Annotated in this window: 14 protein-coding genes; 6 read left to right on the top strand and 8 right to left on the bottom strand. The window is 61.2% G+C overall.

Features of this window, described 5'->3' with window-relative positions; genetic code table 11:
* Positions 1-8 precede the first annotated feature (8 nt).
* Both H7C86_RS16230 and H7C86_RS16225 read left to right on the top strand, forming a co-directional pair.
* Complete coding sequence (locus tag H7C86_RS16230) at positions 9-4,481, top strand: non-ribosomal peptide synthetase (RefSeq protein ID WP_259349211.1); 4,473 nt, start codon at positions 9-11, stop codon at positions 4,479-4,481.
* Between the two features lie 179 nt (positions 4,482-4,660).
* Positions 4,661-5,596 (top strand): triacylglycerol lipase, encoded by a 936-nt coding sequence (locus H7C86_RS16225; RefSeq protein WP_225989419.1) that lies wholly within the window; start codon positions 4,661-4,663, stop codon positions 5,594-5,596.
* Positions 5,597-5,709: 113 nt separating this feature from the next.
* Here H7C86_RS16225 and H7C86_RS16220 read toward each other — a convergent pair whose 3' ends face one another.
* The 8 genes from H7C86_RS16220 to H7C86_RS16185 all read right to left on the bottom strand — a co-directional run bounded on the left by H7C86_RS16220 (position 5,710) and on the right by H7C86_RS16185 (position 13,650).
* On the bottom strand, positions 5,710-6,567 hold the full coding sequence (locus H7C86_RS16220) for an ABC transporter permease (protein ID WP_099697410.1): 858 nt from the start codon (positions 6,565-6,567) through the stop codon (positions 5,710-5,712).
* A complete protein-coding gene (locus tag H7C86_RS16215; protein WP_042951282.1) occupies positions 6,564-7,424 on the bottom strand; it encodes an ABC transporter permease in 861 nt (286 codons plus the stop codon). The genes H7C86_RS16220 and H7C86_RS16215 overlap by 4 nt, the downstream gene beginning before the upstream one ends.
* Positions 7,421-8,392, bottom strand: a complete 972-nt coding sequence (locus tag H7C86_RS16210) for an ATP-binding cassette domain-containing protein (RefSeq protein ID WP_042951295.1) — start codon at positions 8,390-8,392, stop codon at positions 7,421-7,423. The genes H7C86_RS16215 and H7C86_RS16210 overlap by 4 nt, the downstream gene beginning before the upstream one ends.
* Positions 8,393-8,611: 219 nt before the next feature.
* The gene (locus tag H7C86_RS16205) at positions 8,612-9,568 is read right to left on the bottom strand and encodes a diiron oxygenase (protein ID WP_182261821.1); all 957 of its coding nucleotides are present in this window, start codon (positions 9,566-9,568) and stop codon (positions 8,612-8,614) included.
* A gap of 6 nt (positions 9,569-9,574) precedes the next feature.
* Positions 9,575-10,474, bottom strand: coding sequence for a prephenate dehydrogenase dimerization domain-containing protein (locus H7C86_RS16200; RefSeq protein ID WP_182261820.1), 900 nt, complete (start codon positions 10,472-10,474; stop codon positions 9,575-9,577).
* An 8-nt stretch (positions 10,475-10,482) separates the two neighbouring features.
* Entirely contained in the window at positions 10,483-12,567 is a 2,085-nt protein-coding gene (pabB, locus tag H7C86_RS16195; RefSeq protein ID WP_182261819.1) for an aminodeoxychorismate synthase component I, read from the bottom strand.
* Entirely contained in the window at positions 12,564-13,088 is a 525-nt protein-coding gene (locus H7C86_RS16190; protein WP_019747551.1) for a chorismate mutase family protein, read from the bottom strand. Before H7C86_RS16190 ends, pabB begins: the two co-directional genes overlap by 4 nt.
* Positions 13,089-13,173: 85 nt before the next feature.
* Positions 13,174-13,650 carry a hotdog fold domain-containing protein gene (locus H7C86_RS16185; protein WP_003940943.1) on the bottom strand — a complete coding sequence of 159 codons (477 nt, stop codon included), beginning with the start codon at positions 13,648-13,650 and terminating at the stop codon, positions 13,174-13,176.
* A gap of 575 nt (positions 13,651-14,225) precedes the next feature.
* Between H7C86_RS16185 and rpsJ the strand changes: the two genes are divergently transcribed.
* Genes rpsJ through rplW form a run of 4 tightly spaced genes read left to right on the top strand, consistent with a single transcriptional unit; the run spans position 14,226 to position 16,178 of the window.
* The gene (gene rpsJ / locus H7C86_RS16180) at positions 14,226-14,531 is read left to right on the top strand and encodes a 30S ribosomal protein S10 (protein WP_003938093.1); all 306 of its coding nucleotides are present in this window, start codon (positions 14,226-14,228) and stop codon (positions 14,529-14,531) included.
* Between the two features lie 17 nt (positions 14,532-14,548).
* Positions 14,549-15,205, top strand: a complete 657-nt coding sequence (gene rplC / locus H7C86_RS16175; RefSeq protein ID WP_003940826.1) for a 50S ribosomal protein L3 — start codon at positions 14,549-14,551, stop codon at positions 15,203-15,205.
* The gene (rplD, locus tag H7C86_RS16170; RefSeq protein WP_003940723.1) at positions 15,202-15,876 is read left to right on the top strand and encodes a 50S ribosomal protein L4; all 675 of its coding nucleotides are present in this window, start codon (positions 15,202-15,204) and stop codon (positions 15,874-15,876) included. Before rplC ends, rplD begins: the two co-directional genes overlap by 4 nt.
* The gene (rplW, locus tag H7C86_RS16165; protein WP_003940990.1) at positions 15,873-16,178 is read left to right on the top strand and encodes a 50S ribosomal protein L23; all 306 of its coding nucleotides are present in this window, start codon (positions 15,873-15,875) and stop codon (positions 16,176-16,178) included. Before rplD ends, rplW begins: the two co-directional genes overlap by 4 nt.
* Positions 16,179-16,199 lie beyond the last annotated feature (21 nt).

Here is a 16,199-nt window from a genome sequence, read left to right as displayed (position 1 = left end):
TGGGTGAGATCGAATCCGCGTTGGTCGGGTGTGCGGGTGTCGCCCGTGCAGTCGTCAAAGTGTGCTCCATTCCTATTCTCGGTCAGAAGATTGTCGGTTACGTAGTGGCGGAGGCCGGCTCGACAGTAGACTCGGATTCTGTCCGAGATTCGGCCCGCGCCGTGCTGGCTGATTACATGGTTCCCGACGCGATTGTCGTGCTGAATGAAATCCCGCTCACCCGCTCCGGAAAGATCGATTTGCGTGCACTGCCGGACCCCGAGTTTTCTGCGCGGGTCTATCGCGCGCCCGAGTCGCCTGTCGAGTTCTCGGTGGCCGGTGTCTTCGCTGAAGTGCTCGGTGTGTCCAGAGTCGGACTCGACGACGACTTTTTCGAATTGGGTGGAAACTCTCTCGTAGCGACGCGCATTGTGGCACGTTTGGGTGAAGCGCTCGATTCGGTTGTGCCGGTGCGTGTTCTGTTCGAGGCAAGCACGGTCGAGGCGCTGGCTGCGCGCCTTTCGAGTGAAGTCGGTATCGGTGGCCGGGTGCCGTTGGGTCCGCGGACGCGTCCTGAACTGATTCCACTGTCGCTCGCGCAACAGAGGATGTGGTTCCTCAACAAGTTCGACGTCGAATCGGCGGTCAACAACATCCCGATTGCCATTCGACTTACGGGTTCGCTCGAAATCGACGCACTGAAGGCCGCAGTCGTCGACGTTGTGGCTCGCCATGAGATATTGCGGACCGTATATCCCGATCACGATGGAGTCGGACATCAACACGTGATGTCGGTGTCGGAGGCGGGTGCAGCTCTCATCTCGACTTCGGTTCCCGAATCGCAGATCATGGAAGAGGTCGAGGCCCTTGCATCGCGAGGGTTCGACGTGGGAATCGAGATTCCTTTCCGCGCCAAGGTATTCACGATCTCGGAAACGAGTCATGTTCTGGTAGTGGTGGTTCATCACATCGCTGCCGACGGTTTCTCGATGGGCCCGTTGACGCGAGACGTCATGGTTGCGTATGAGTCGCGCTCGCGTGGCGAGATTCCGACATGGGAGCCGCTTCCGATCCAGTACGCGGACTACGCACTCTGGCAGCGTGAGGCGCTCGGATCGGAAGACGATTCGGCGTCGGTCATTTCGCGTCAGCTGGAATTCTGGACCGAGACATTGCGCGATGCCCCCGACCAATTGCGCTTGCCCTCGGACCATCCTCGGCCGAGCATTGCTTCGAATCGTGGGGCAGAAACCGGTATCGAGATAGCCGCCGAGATTCACGAAAATCTCAATGCCTTGGCAGCGAAGCACAATTCGTCGCTGTTCATGGTCGTACACGCGGCTCTGGCCGTTGTCCTGGCTCGAATGACCAGCACGACCGACATCGTAATCGGTACCCCGGTCGCCGGTCGAGGCGAGCGGTCGCTGGACGACCTGATCGGAATGTTCGTCAACACGCTCGTGCTTCGGACCAAGGTTGACGGCTCGAAGTCGTTCGGTGAATTGCTGGACGACACAAGAGAAGCCGACCTGAGTGCTTTCGGGAATGCCGACGTTCCGTTCGAGCGGTTGGTGGAGGTTCTGAATCCACCGCGTTCGCAAGCGTTCACTCCGCTGTTTCAAGTGGCACTCTCGTTCCAGAACTTGGGGCGTAACGCCTTCGAGCTACCCAGCTTGACAATGGCTGCCGTCGACTTCGACCCAGGTATCGCCAAATTCGATCTTCAGGTGACGGTTGTGGAATCGGTCGCGGAAGATGGAAGCGCTGCAGGTTTGTCGATGCAGTTCACTTACGCAACAGACCTTTTCCGTGAAGCAACGATTCAAGAGTTTGCGCAGCGTCTGTCGAGGGTCCTCGATGTCGTGACACAGGATCCGTCTGTGTCGGTCGGCGACGTCGATATATTGACGACGGACGAGTCTGAAACCCTCCTCGCCGGTGAGGGGCTCGTAGACCGACAGCGCTACACACTGTCGGATATCTTCGTCGCGGCCGCTACTGAGCATGCGAAGTCGGTGGCGATCACGTGCGACGGGGTGGATCTCACCTACGAAGAATTGGACGGCTGGTCGTCGAGATTGGGCCGAGTACTGATTGGTGAGGGGATCGGCCCGGGAGATCTCGTCGCGATTGCGGTCCCGCGTTCCATCGAATCAATCGTCTCGTTGTGGGCAGTCGCCAAATCCGGAGCCGCGTTCGTCCCGATCGATCCTGGCTATCCGCGCGACCGAATCCGTCACATGATCAAGGACTCCGGTGTGACGGCAGGGTTGACGACAGATGCCGTCCGAGTAGCGCTTCCTCCGGGTGTCGACTGGATTTCCCTGGATGACAAAAAGACCGATGAAGGTAGCGGTGAACCGATTCGGGACAGCGAACTGGTCCGCCCGCTCTTGTTCGATGACTTGGCCTGGGTCATCTATACGTCGGGATCCACTGGTCTGCCGAAGGGTGTCGCCGTCACCCACAATGGACTGAAAAATCTGGCGGACGGACTGGTCGACGGATTGGAGGTGACGAGCCGGTCGAAGACACTGCATTTTGCTTCCCCGAGCTTCGATGCGTCGATGCTGGAGGCTCTGATGGCGTTTTCGATCGGATCGACGATGGTCGTGGCCCCCGCGACGATTCTCGGCGGTGAGGAGTTGTCCGATCTGCTGCGTCGCGAACGTGTGACGCACGCATTCATCACTCCCGCAGCGCTGGCGACGATGAACCCCGCCGGCCTGGACGATCTCGCCGTGATCGGCGCGGGCGGTGAGAGAGTGGCCCCCGAACTGGTCTCGCAGTGGGGGGCTCGACGGAAGTTCGTCAATATGTACGGGCCCACCGAGTCGACGGTGATTGCAACCATGAGCGGTGCGCTGGTACCTGGAGAAACTGCCCCGATCGGAACTCCGTTGATAGGCACGGCCGCGTTTATCTTGGATGCACGGTTCCATCCGGTGCCTGTCGGTGTGTCCGGGGAACTCTACCTTTCGGGCGCCGCACTGGCACGCGGCTACTTCGGGCGGTTCGGGCTCACAGCATCGACCTTTGTGGCGAACCCGTATGGTCCGGCAGGCTCGAGGATGTACCGCACGGGAGACATTGTCCGCGTCTCGGCCACCGGCGCCATCGAGTACCTCGGCCGCAATGATCAACAGATCAAGATCCGAGGATTCCGTGTCGAACTCGGTGAGATCGAGGCGTGCTTGTTGTCATGTCCAGGTGTCTCTCGCGTCGTGGCTTCGGTGTATGCAGATGACCGACTCGGTCAATTGCTTGTCGCACACGTCGTACCGGAGGCCGGCGAAATCCTCGACGGCGAAGCCGTCATCGCGTATTCGTCGAACTTCCTGACCCGGTACATGGTGCCTGACGCAGTGGTCGTGGTCGATGACATTCCGCGGACGCCTGCAGGTAAGACCGACATCGGTGCTCTGCCCGCACCGTACTTTGCGCCGAAGGCATTCAGGGCGCCGGCAACACCGACGGAAGTGGTTGTGGCCGAGGCCTTCAGCGACGTTCTCGGTATCGAAGCAGTTGGCCTCGACGACGACTTCTTCGAACTAGGAGGAAGTTCACTGCTTGCCACTCGGGTGACGTCGAGAATGGCGGACCGGGTGGGTCACACGGTTCCCGTCGTCTGGCTGTTCGGTTCGTCGAGCGTCGAGGACTTTGCTCAACGCATCGATGAGGAGAGTCGCGGTACCGGTGCTCCGGGATCGTCTGCACTGGAGGTCCTGCTGCCGATCCGCACCGTCGAATCGGCAGCGCGCGTCGTCTTCTGTCTGCACCCGATGAGTGGTCTTTCGTGGTGCTACACCGGATTGACTCAGTATCTCGATCCATCGATCGCGATCTACGGATTGCAGAGTCCGTCCTTGAGCCAGGCTGATTTCATTCCGACGTCGATCGACGAACTCGCAAAGATCTTTGTGGACCGGATTTCACTTGTTCAGGGTCAGGGGCCATACGACCTTCTCGGTTGGTCGCTGGGCGGCGTGCTCGCCCACGCCGTCGCCGTCGAGCTGGAATCACGCGGTCACGCAGTTCGCTCGCTGATTCTGCTCGACAGCGTGCCGCGTGTGAGCGTCGAGACTTTCGAACGTGAGTTCCGCAGTGAACTCGCCGCAACAGGCTTGGATCTCGGCCTCGGCGACGACGTGACCACAGTGTCGCCGGCACAAGCGCAGGCGTTGCTGAGCGCGCTGGACGGGGAACAGGTGGGCCTGACAGTCGAGACTTTGCAGCGCGTGTTCACTGCGGCAACCACGTCGCCTCAGATGATCAACAGTCATGCCCCGGCGGTAGTGTCCGGTCCGGTCACCTTCTTCAGCGCCGGAGTGGATCATCCCGATTTCTCGGATGCTGCGGGACTGTGGAGTCCATTTTCACTCGGCGAGATCGAAAATCACGTAGTCCCGGTGGAACATGGGCAGATGACGTCGGCCGAGGCGCTGACCGTCATGGGCCCGATTCTCGATCAGCACTTTCGGAGCGGCGACTCGAATTCGTAGTGAAGACCGGAAGAAGCGTCTGTGAAATGCCGCCTACCTACTGGCGGTCAGCGGAAGCCGAGGACGCCACTGTGACACAATCAGGTCTCGATCACGCTGTTCAGTTCCGACTGGATGGCCGAGGCTGGTATGAGCGATCCAGAGTGGGTCGCGGGATACACCCGTAAAGGATTGGATCGTTGTTGAAGAACTCTGCGAAGCTGGTCGCAGGTCTTGTTTCGGTGATGATGGTGAGTCTCGTGACCATCGTGAGCATTCCGGCAATCGGAAATGCTCAATCCCCAGACGAAGCCGACACGTCATTCGTATTACCCGGAGCGAACGATTGGGACTGCAAACCGTCAGAGAAGCATCCTCGGCCAGTCGTCCTCGTCCACGGAACCTGGTCTGACCCGGTGACAACGTGGACCACATTGTCACCCCAACTGGCGGCCGAAGGGTACTGCGTTTTTGCGTTGGAATACGGACGGACGGGAAGTCTGCTCGGCGGAAACGCCCTCGGGTTGGTCGGCGGAGACGACATCCCGAAGTCGGCGTTGGAACTGGCGCGGTTCGTCGATGACGTTCGTGCCTCTACCGGTGCAGCACAGGTCGATATCGTGGGTCACTCGCTCGGCGGCACACTGACGCGGCAGTACTTGCGGTTTGCCGGGGGAGCCGACCATTGGGACCCGTCGAAGAACAAGGTCCACACATTGGTCACGCTCGGTGCAACGAACCACGGTTCGTCCTTCGGCGGTAAACAAACACTGAGTGCGATCGCCGAAGCGTTCGGTCTGCCGATGTCGGACCTCGCACTGACTGCTGTGGGGCCGTCCTTCTTCCAACAGATGATCGGATCGGCGTTCTTGCAGGCACTGAACGCCGGCGGAGACACCGATGCGGGTGTCAACTATGCGGTGCTTGCAAGCCGCGGTGACGAAGTGTCGACTCCGCCCGAAGCGACGTTCCTCAACGCCGGTCCCGGCGCCACCGTCGACAACGTGTGGGTTCAGGAAGGTTGTGAGGATGTGAAGGTCACTCATCAGGAATTGACGTCGGCCCCGCGTGCGGTCGCCCTGATTCTCGCGGCGCTCGATCCGTCATACACGGACACGCATCCGCTGCCCTGCTGACGCGAGCCGGCACCGTTCGGGCAGCAAAGAAAAAGACCCGCAGGGATTTGTCCCCGCGGGTCTTTTCTTGCATCCGGTTGCATTCGGCTGCAGCTACGCCTGCATGAGGACTACTAGCCGGATGCTGCGGCTTTTCTATAACCACGGATCGCGGGGTAGATGAACACCGCCATCATGCCGAAGGACCAGGCAAGAGTCTTGATCGTCGGTTCCAGGACTTCGCCGCCCATCGCGAAGCCTCTCATCGCGTCGATTGCCACGGACATCGGTTGCTCGGCGACCACGGGCTGAAGCCACTTCGGGTAGGCCATGACCGGGACAAATCCGGAATTGAAGAACATCAGAAGAGTGCAGCCGATCGATACCAGTTCGACCAGAGGCAACGTATCGGAGACCGTGGCGAGCGCAGTGACCATCATCGCGAAACCGATTCCGAAAATGACCGGGATGACCAGCACCGCAATCGCCGGGAGCGGACCTTGATTGAAGCGGAATCCGAGGGCGAAACCAACGATGAGAATGACGATCGAGGTCGCAAGAACTCTGGTGGCTTCGGCAATCATTCGTCCGACAAGTCCGGACGCTCGGTGAGCCGGCAGCGTCCAGAATCTTCCCAACAGACCAGATTCTTTCTCGCTTCGAAGTCCGACAGCGCTGACGATGGATCCGAACATCGCTCCGACGAGGATGATCATCGGAACTGTGCCGTAGATGCTCGGCTGACCCGTGGCGTTGGAAATGGAGTTTCCGAGCACGACACGGAACATCAGGAGAGTCAGAGCTGGATAGATCAGCGCCTGAATTGTTGTCGAAGGGTCGCGAGCCCAGTTCATCAGCAAGCGTTTCGCTTGTATCAGGCTGTGCGACCACAGCGCTTTCGCCGAGTTTTCGGCGTAAGGGGAATCGACGACCGGCAAGGTTATCGCCGGCGACGTCGGTGGTGGGGTAGGTCCGTTCACGAAGTCGGTCATTTCCGCCTCAAGCTTGCCCAGTAGGCCCATGGGACACAGACCGCAAGGAGACCCACGGTCCACGCAATGGCGGGAAACAGCACGTCCCAAGTAGCGGAACCCTGAGCCAGATCACGCATGGCGTACGAATATTGAGATACAGGTTGATTGCGGACGAAGGGGCGAATCCACTCCGGAAACCCGGTCTCGGGCACAAACCCGCACGAGAGCATTCCGAGTATGAGCTGGGGGAGAGTCAGGATCTGGCTGGTAGCAGCAGGGCTCTTCGACATCGATCCGATGGCATCACCGGCAAAGGCGAACGCGATGGCGAAGGACATCGCGAGCGCGCAGAACATGAAAGCTTGCTCGAGACCCGCGTTGAATCGAAAGCCGATGACGTAGCCGTAGACCAAGGCAGCTGCGAGCGAAACCAACGAACGAACGACCGCGCTCGACATTCGGGCAAGGAGAGGAACAGGACCGACGACCGGCATGGTCTGCATTCGTGTGCTGAATCCTGTGATCGACTCGGTCGATGCGAGTTGCGCAGCAGAGATCGCCGTGAATGCCATGGCTTGAAGGACGATGATCGGCATCAAGAACTGGGCGTAATCGATTCCTTGCATCGACATCACGAACTTCAGCGGAAGGTAAAATCCCAACGTGAAGATGAGCGGCGCTACGATCGCGACGGTCAACTCGTGATGGCGGATCATTCGCCTGACGAATCGTGACGTCAGTACCCACCACTGGTTGATTCCCGATGGCTGCGGGCGACGGTGCCGCCCGACCTTCGGAGTGGTAGCGCCGATCAGCTTGTCGATCTCCGTCTGACGAACCTTCACCGAGTCGTAGCTCTTGGTTGTGGCTGTCATTGATCGCCACGCCCCTGGGGCTGGCCGGTCAGCGAGAGGAAGACGTCGTCGAGAGACGGGCGACGGAGGGCGATGTCGGCGAGCTGGATACCGGCGTAGTCGAGACGTCTCAGTGCCTCGGACAACGTGGCTGCCCCTCTCGGTGCCGGGATGGCGATCTGCTGCGCTTCGAGCGCAAGATCGAATCTGAAATCTCGGGGGACGAGATTGCCCAACGCGTGCACGGCTTGGCCGAGTTGGCGCGGGTCGACCGGAACGATCTCGCAGAAGCTGCTTCCGGTGCGCGCCTTCAGCTGATCTGCAGTGCCTTCGGCGATCACGGTGCCTTTGTCGATGACGATGATGTTGTCACTCAGAAGATCGGCCTCTTCGAGGTATTGCGTGGTCAGCAGCACGGTGATTCCTTGGGACTTCAGCGTCTGAACCAGTGCCCACACGCTTTGGCGGCTGCGTGGATCGAGCCCCGTGGTCGGTTCGTCCAGGAAAACGACTTCTGGACGGACCACGAGGCCACATGCGATGTCGATACGACGGCGCATACCGCCGGAGTAGTGCCGGACTGCGCGGCTGGAGGCTTCGAGGAGGTCGAACTGTTCCAACAACTCCACGGCACGCTGACGGGCCGCAGCCTTGTCGAGGCCCATCAATCGCGCGAACATTTCGATGTTCTCTCGTCCCGAGAGCGTCTCGTCCAGCGCCGCGAACTGACCCGTCATCATGATCGACCGACGAACTTCCGGCGCATTGCGAACGACGTCATGGCCTGCGACGACCGCGCGACCACTGTCCGGAGTGATCAGGGTGGACAAGACTTTCACCGTCGTGGTCTTGCCGGCGCCGTTCGGCCCGAGGATTCCGAGAACAGAACCTCGAGGTGCGCTGAAACTCACGCCTTGAAGGGCGTGGACGTCCTTGAATGACTTGTGGACGCCTTCCACCAGAACCGCTGCGTCCGTGGAATAGGGCATCAACACTCCGCTGTTTGCGTGGGATTGGACGGGCACGCGATCCCCGCGGGGCTCTGTTGCCTTCATTACTGAGTATCTAGTTACTAGCTAGGGATGTTACCGGAGCGATCCGTCGCGGACCGCAACATGCAAGGAGTGCTGATCGATAACCTCGAGAAACACCCAGGAACAGGTGACCGCGAGGCGGTGATGTGTCCTCACCCACACTGAAATGGGCGGTCATGTGAAATCGATCCGATCGGGCACGCCGAGCCTGTCGAACAACGTACGTAGTCCACTGAAGTCTTGTACCAGCAACTCCGAACCCGTGGAATGCTCGAGGTTGTCGATCATCTTGTCTCCGGACCCGATGCCCTCCATCGCGAGTATCGACCGCCACGCACCGTAGTCGTTCGAGGCGAACGAGCGCATCGCAGTGCATGCGGAATCCGCGAAGATTCGAAGTTCCTCGTCATCGAGCGTGCTGCAGACCGACTCGGCCAGTTCCCCGGCAATCGAGGCGTGGCAGTACTCGTCGCGAGCGTGCAACCGGATCGTCGCGCGGTTTATCGACTGCACGCCCGGGTCATCCGAGATCAGGTCGAGGTAAGCGGTGATCGACACCTCGGCGACGGTCATGAACGCCAACTGTGTCAGGGCGATCTTGCGAGGCCCCTCGGCTGCGTCGAGGGCTTGCGCCCGCGTGCGGACCGTCAGGACGTCTGGCAGTGCCTTCGCCGGCAGCCCCCAGCCCCTGCCTCGACGGGTCGCTGAACTGGCATTGAAGTGCATGAGCGTGTGATATTGCTCGTCGACCATCGCCTGATTGACGGCCACTGCAGCCCAATCTCCGAGTCCGACGCCGAGTCGGTCTTCGGCGAGAACGTCGAAGCCGGGATTGACGACGTACTTCTCGATGTCCATGACGTTCTTGTTGAACGCGATCCATGCCCAGGCTTGCAGGCGTTGCTTCTGCTCGGGACTCAATGCCAGGTAGGTCGGATGCTCCGCGAACGGGAGAAGTGCTTCGGGGTAGTCGGACAACGACGAATCGAAGAGATCGTCCAGTTCCGGCTCCGCCTTCTTCACGGTTGCCCGGCGCGCCCAATTGCTCGCAAGCCGACTGACGATTGCACTCTCGACCGGATCCGAGGCGTCGTACTCCGGGAGGCTGGGCGGACTCACTCCAGGTCTCATCGTGCCCTACTCTCTGTGCCCTTCGGCAATCTCTCTGTGCCCTTCGGCAATGCGATCGAACAAGCTCTGGCACTCCGCGTTCAATTCGCCTGAGCGATTGTCGAGCGCTGCGTCGGCGGTTTTCATCAGCGTCGTGAAGTCGCCGAGGGACTCGGCCGCCCTGTCCACCTGTGCGGTGGCATCGAACAGTGCTTTTCGTGTCGCACCTGCATACGGATTGCCCGCTTGCACGTCCCAGTACACCTCCGGTTCGCCGCCGGCCACACGCGCCAGGAGCGCAAGCAAGGTCCGATGTGGGGGAGGGGCGACCGCGAGGAGTTCGTCCGCGGAAACTCCGAGTTCGGCCAGGGCGACGCCGAAAGCCAGCACCGACGCGTGTGTCAGAACCTGGGTAGCCGCGGCCAACCGGTCGTGACGATCGGCGTCCATCACCGCGACCGACGCTCCCCACGAGCGCACGACGTCGAGGAATCTGGCGGACTGCGGACCGTCGACGTACGGCACTGCGATGACGGCCCGACCGCGCGGTCCGAGCGACGGACGGAACATGGGGTTGAGTCCGAGGAACTCCCCTTCTCGGCCGGCGTCGGCGATTGCTGCGTCCATCCGCGATTTGACCGACAGTGTGTCCACAACGAGAGCACCGAATGTTCGAAGGCTCGGTAGTGCGGCTAGAGCGACCTGTTCGGGAACCGCGAGCACGATGACGCTCGAGGACTCCACGTGTGCGAGAACCCGGTCACTGGGTTTCGTGATGTCTCCGACGACTACATCTCCGTCAGGATCGCTGCCTGCTGGGTCGACGACGGTGACCGTCGACCCCCCGGCGCGAAGCAGTTCGACGAACATGGATCCGACGGCACCCAGGCCGCCGACAACCGTCGCGGTGCCTGATGCCGGCGTCATGGCTGGATCTACCCGCCGTATTCGAGGACCCGCGAGGACACCGCATCGAGTGCACGGAGCAGAGTGGACGCCTTGACCGTGGTCTCGTCGAATTCTTCTTCCGGGTCGGACAACGCTGTAATGGCACCACCGATTCCGAAGGTCACGCCGCTCTCGGTGCAGACCAGCGACCGGATCACGATCGAGAGGTCTGCGGCGCCACCGAGGGCGAAGTACCCGATCGATCCCGAGTAGACCCCGCGTGGGCCGGATTCGAGGCGGTCGATGATCTCCATCGTCCGTACTTTCGGGGCGCCGGTCATCGATCCGCCGGGGAACGCGGCACGGACGCAGTCCACCGCGGACGACCCCGGACTCAGATGTCCACGCACCGTCGACACCATTTGGTGAACGGACGAGTACGACTCGATCGCGAACAGCCTCGGAACGTGGACACTTCCCGGAACGCAGACCTTGGTGAGGTCGTTGCGAGTGAGGTCCACGATCATCAGGTTCTCGGCGCGGTCCTTCTCGCTGTCGAGCAGGTCCTGCCGTAGGGCAGCGTCACGCGCTCGGGTGACGCCGCGCGGGCGGGTCCCTTTGATCGGCTTGGACTCGACGTTGCCGTCCGAGTCGACACGAAGGAACCGCTCAGGCGAGGCCGAGACCACCGAGATGCCGGTGAAGTCGAGAAGTGCGCTGTACGGCGTCGGATTGATCGAGCGCAGATACTCGAACGCCTGCTGTGCATCGATCGTCTCGTCGACGCTCGCCATGTTGGTCAGACACACCTCGTAGGACTCACCTGCCCGGATCTCCGAGAGGGCCGTTCCGATCAACGACAGGTACTGATCGCGATCATGCCGAAGGCGAGCCTGCGTCCAGACGGTGTCGCTGATCAGCGGAACCGGGGTGCGTTCCGGAAGGTCCGCGCCGATCCGCGCCAAGGTGTCGACGGTCGATTCGAGCCAATCGTCATAGCCGGCGTCCCGGACTTTCTCGCGCAACCTCAAAACGTGAGTGCGGCCCGCGGTGTGATCGATGACGACGGCGCGATCGGCAAACACCAGAGCGGCATCAGGAGTGGGCGCCGGATGGACTGCCCTTCCTCCGGTCTGTGCTTTCAGTTCGTAGCCGAGGTAGCCCACGTAGCCGAGGTTGAAGTCGAGTTCCGGATGCGAGGGCACGAAGCGCGTCGCGAGTTGTGCGTCCAAGTAATCGAAGAACGGAACTCGAATGTGCTCGTCGGACAAGCCTTTTCGGCTGACAGTCAGTACCTCGGCTTGCACGTCGTACGTGACGAACTCGGCCAGCGGCCCCGACGAATCGCCGAGTATCGAAAAGCGCGCACTCGGCTCTGCGGTTGCCGCGCGGTCCAGCCAGAACGCGTTCGGGCCGTCGGCGAACAGTGCTGCATAGGCCGCAGACGGGTCCACTGCAAAATCGAGAGTCACGTCGTCGACGTCGTAGTTGATCGCCGGCCGCAGGTCGGGTGTTTGCGAAGTCGGTTCGGGTCGGATCACCGAATCCAGAGTGCGTCCGACGGACAGATCGCGGAAGTTCGCGAGCAAATCTATGCCGAACTCGGTACTGATGGACTCCGGATGGAACTGAACGCCCCACATCGGCTTGGTCCGGTGCCGGACACCCATGAGCAGACCGTCGGACGTCCACGCGGTACGAACGAAGGCGTTCGGCAGATTCTCGACGGTCAACGAGTGGTAGCGAACAGCTCGGAACGGCGACGGAAGTCCGGCAAAGATGCCCGAGCCGTCGTGATCGATCAGCGAAATTCGGCCGTGCATCGGTACGGGCGCAACCACCACGTCCGCGCCGAACAACTCGCACAGGCCCTGGTGGCCGAGACAGACACCGAGAAGTGGGAGAGGCGCTTCTTCGATGAAACGGCGGCTGATTCCGAAATCACGGTCGCGATCCGGCCGGCCGGGACCTGGGGAGATGACCACGTTGTCGTATGACGCGAGATCGATGGAATCCCAATCCGCGTCGTTGCGGACCACGGTCGGCACAACCCCGTTGACCTCGGTCAACAGGGTGAACAGGTTGTAGGTGAACGAGTCGTAATTGTCCACCAGAAGGGTGCGGGAACTCATGTCGATGATCCTGATCTCGGTCCGACGGATTCCCGAACAGTGTCCTCCTCCTCAACAGGTGCGTTGATCACCAGGTCTTCGAGTCGACAGGTCTCGGCAATCATCAGCTCGTACAGGGCGTTGAAGAAGTCGGGGGAGAGGTCGTGTCTACGGGCGAATTCACGCGCCCGCTCCTGCACGAGGCGGACGCGGCCGGGTTGCATCATCGGAACCTCGCGGGAGCGCTTCCACTCGCCGATGCGTAGGCAGAGTTCCAGCCGTTGCCGCACCGTCTCGAGAAGTAGAGCGTCGATGGCGTCGAGGTCGCGCCGGAAGCTGTCCAATCCCTCGGCCTCGTCCGGATACGACGAGGTCTGCGTGCCTGCTTCGGAACTCGTTGTGGTCAAGAACTCTTCCACGAGGCCTCCCGGTGCTCGGCGTGACGCGAGGTCGACAATGTGGTGCCCGGAACGCAACCCACCTCCGGACACCGGCACCCCGACCGACCATCGCCGTTCGGGGAGGTGTTCCACGATCGTCATTCGCCGAAACCTGCGGTGGTGCCTAATTCTGCGAAACCTGTTTGGCGGGCGAATCAGGTTGCGATGCAGGCGGGTTCGTGAGTGCCTACTTGGGGGAGACCCAGGTGGTGATTTCGGCGTGGACTACTTCCTTGCCGCCCCGGTCGAAGATCGAGATGGGAACGAGAAGTTCCGTGCCACTCTCGATCGCCGCGAAGTCCGGCAAAGTCTCGAGTCGGGCGACCGCCCGCAGGCCGGTCTCGGCCTTGGCGAGGTAGTCGACCTTCATGGACTTGGGGATCCAGCGGTGCGAGTTCGGAACCGTCGCTTCGCTCAGCATGCCCATTGCGACCTCCGCGAGATTGCATGCTGCGATCGCGTGAAAAGTGCCGAGATGGTTGTGGACGCCCCACCATTTGGGGGAGCGGACCTCGCACAGTCCCGGTTCCAACTTGGTCACCCGGGGGAGAACGGAGGCGAAGTAGGGCACGCGAATGGACATCGCCGCCGAGAAAACTGCATGTCCGAGGGCGTTGTCCGGCAATTTCTGCCATCCGCGATAGGTGGGGCTGGAAGTAGTCATCGGCCTATCTTACTTCTGAGTAAGGTTGTTGTCGCGCAGCTCACTCGGAAAGGCTGGTTCGGGGGAGTTGAGGAATCGGGCCAGGTACGGCATACTGGTCGGGTTGCCTTGTCCGGGACGCGGTCGTTTGCGGCCGTGATCGGGTAAGGGTAAGACGTCACAGACGATCGATCGCAGATCCCGTCAGGGTAATCGGGTCAACGACTGTGACCATGCAAGACATGCAAGACGAGAAGTAATGCAGGACGGAAGCAGTACCTACTTTGTGTTCGACATCGAACACGTCCGGTACGCATCACGCGCCAGATGATCGAAAGATTGTCCGGCGCAGGATGAGTGAGAAGGCGACACGCCCGACCGCGTGTACCGGAGAACAATGACAAACGAACAGCGGCAGCAGATCCTGATCTGATCCGATGCTCGGTTTACCGCTAACACGGTCTTCCGAACTTTCGGACTTGGTCCCGATCGCTTCAGTGTTCGTCGTGTCATCGTCCAGGCAAGGACTGTGCAGACGAGGTAGCTCGAGCCTGACCAGGCGGGCTACGAAACGCGGCAAGAAAAGGACACTAAGCGTGGCGGGACAAAAGATCCGCATCAGGCTCAAGGCCTACGACCACGAGGCGATCGACGCGTCAGCGCGCAAGATCGTCGAGACGGTAACCCGTACGGGTGCCCGCGTCGTTGGACCTGTGCCGTTGCCGACCGAGAAGAACGTATATTGCGTCATCCGCTCGCCGCACAAGTACAAGGACTCGCGCGAGCACTTCGAGATGCGTACTCACAAGCGGCTGATCGACATTCTCGACCCGACGCCGAAGACGGTTGACGCGCTCATGCGCATCGACCTTCCGGCCAGTGTCGACGTGAACATTCAGTGACGGCGGAGACAAAAACAATGACTGATACCAAGATCAAGGGAATCCTGGGCACCAAGCTCGGCATGACCCAGGTCTTCGACGAGAACAACCGGGTTGTCCCGGTCACCGTCGTGAAGGCTGGGCCGAACGTCGTAACCCAGATCCGTACCGAAGAGCGTGACGGCTACAGCGCCGTTCAGCTCGCGTTCGGCGCCATCGACCCGCGCAAGGTGAACAAGCCGACTTCCGGCCAGTTCACCAAGGCTGGTGTGACCCCGCGTCGCCACGTAGTGGAGCTCCGCGTTGCGGACACCTCCGACTACGAGGTCGGCCAGGAGCTCACCGCCGAGGTCTTCGAGGACGGCGCATACGTCGACGTCACCGGAACCAGCAAGGGCAAGGGCTTCGCCGGAACCATGAAGCGTCACGGCTTCAAGGGACAGGGCGCGTCGCACGGTACCCAGGCTGTTCACCGTCGCCCGGGCTCCATCGGTGGCTGTGCAACTCCCGGCCGCGTGTTCAAGGGCATGCGCATGTCCGGACGCATGGGTAGCGACCGCATCACGACGCAGAACCTCTCGGTCCACAAGGTGGATGCAGAGAACGGCCTGCTGCTGATCAAGGGTGCGATCCCCGGCCGCAAGGGCGGCCTCGTGATCGTCAAGAGTGCAGTGAAGGGTGGTGCACGGGCATGACCAGCACCGAGACCAAGTTGACCCTGGACGTCAAGGTCGCCGGCGGCAAGACCAACGGCACCGTCGATCTCCCCGCTGAGATCTTCGACGCTCCGGCCAACATCGCGCTTCTCCATCAGGTTGTCGTCGCGCAGCTCGCAGCTGCTCGTCAGGGAACCCACTCCACCAAGACCCGCGGCGACGTCCGCGGCGGTGGCAAGAAGCCGTACCGCCAGAAGGGCACCGGCCGCGCACGCCAGGGCTCGACTCGCGCACCGCAGTTCGTCGGCGGCGGAACCGTTCACGGCCCGCAGCCGCGTGACTACAGCCAGCGCACCCCCAAGAAGATGAAGGCAGCCGCTCTTCGCGGAGCCCTCTCTGACCGCGCACGCAACGAGCGCATCCACGTCATCACCGAACTGGTTGCAGGGCAGACGCCTTCGACCAAGGGCGCAATCGCGTTCCTCGGCGAGATTTCGGATCGCAAGAAGCTGCTGCTCGTCGTGGGTCGCCAGGATGTAGCCGCTTGGAAGAGCGTGCAGAACCTGGAAGGCGTGCATCCCATTGCACCCGACCAGCTCAACACCTACGACGTGCTCAATGCAGACGATGTCGTGTTCAGCGTCGAGGCACTCAACGCGTTCATCCACGGGCCCGCAGAGAGCGCTCAGAACAAGGAGGACGCCAAGTGAGCACCATCGCTGACCCCCGCGACATCCTGCTCGCTCCGGTCATCTCCGAGAAGTCCTACGGACTGATCGAGGAAGGCACCTACACCTTCCTGGTGCACCCGGACTCGAACAAGACGCAGATCAAGATTGCCGTCGAGAAGGTCTTCGGCGTCAAGGTGACCAGCGTCAACACCGCCAACCGTCAGGGCAAGCGTAAGCGGACCCGATTCGGTTACGGCAAGCGCAAGGACACCAAGCGCGCGCTCGTGACCCTGTCCGCTGACAGCAAGCCCATCGAGATCTTCGGAGGACCGGTCGCGTAAGCGCCGGGACTTGACGAGACA

It is taken from the genome of Rhodococcus sp. UFZ-B548, from assembly GCF_903819475.1.
GTDB classification, from domain to species: domain Bacteria; phylum Actinomycetota; class Actinomycetes; order Mycobacteriales; family Mycobacteriaceae; genus Rhodococcus_F; species Rhodococcus_F erythropolis.
This window is presented reverse-complemented; position numbering and strand designations above follow the sequence as displayed.

Bases quoted from the DNA above. Each gene is read 5' to 3' on its own strand.
- H7C86_RS16220 (WP_099697410.1), bottom strand. From the start codon at position 6,567: ATGACCGACTTCGTGAACGGACCTACCCCACCACCGACGTCGCCGGCG.
- H7C86_RS16215 (WP_042951282.1), bottom strand. From the start codon at position 7,424: ATGACAGCCACAACCAAGAGCTACGACTCGGTGAAGGTTCGTCAGACG.
- H7C86_RS16210 (WP_042951295.1), bottom strand. From the start codon at position 8,392: ATGCCCTATTCCACGGACGCAGCGGTTCTGGTGGAAGGCGTCCACAAG.
- H7C86_RS16205 (WP_182261821.1), bottom strand. From the start codon at position 9,568: ATGAGACCTGGAGTGAGTCCGCCCAGCCTCCCGGAGTACGACGCCTCG.
- H7C86_RS16200 (WP_182261820.1), bottom strand. From the start codon at position 10,474: ATGACGCCGGCATCAGGCACCGCGACGGTTGTCGGCGGCCTGGGTGCC.
- pabB (WP_182261819.1), bottom strand. From the start codon at position 12,567: ATGAGTTCCCGCACCCTTCTGGTGGACAATTACGACTCGTTCACCTAC.
- H7C86_RS16190 (WP_019747551.1), bottom strand. From the start codon at position 13,088: ATGACGATCGTGGAACACCTCCCCGAACGGCGATGGTCGGTCGGGGTG.
- H7C86_RS16185 (WP_003940943.1), bottom strand. From the start codon at position 13,650: ATGACTACTTCCAGCCCCACCTATCGCGGATGGCAGAAATTGCCGGAC.
- rplC (WP_003940826.1), top strand. From the start codon at position 14,549: ATGACTGATACCAAGATCAAGGGAATCCTGGGCACCAAGCTCGGCATG.
- rplD (WP_003940723.1), top strand. From the start codon at position 15,202: ATGACCAGCACCGAGACCAAGTTGACCCTGGACGTCAAGGTCGCCGGC.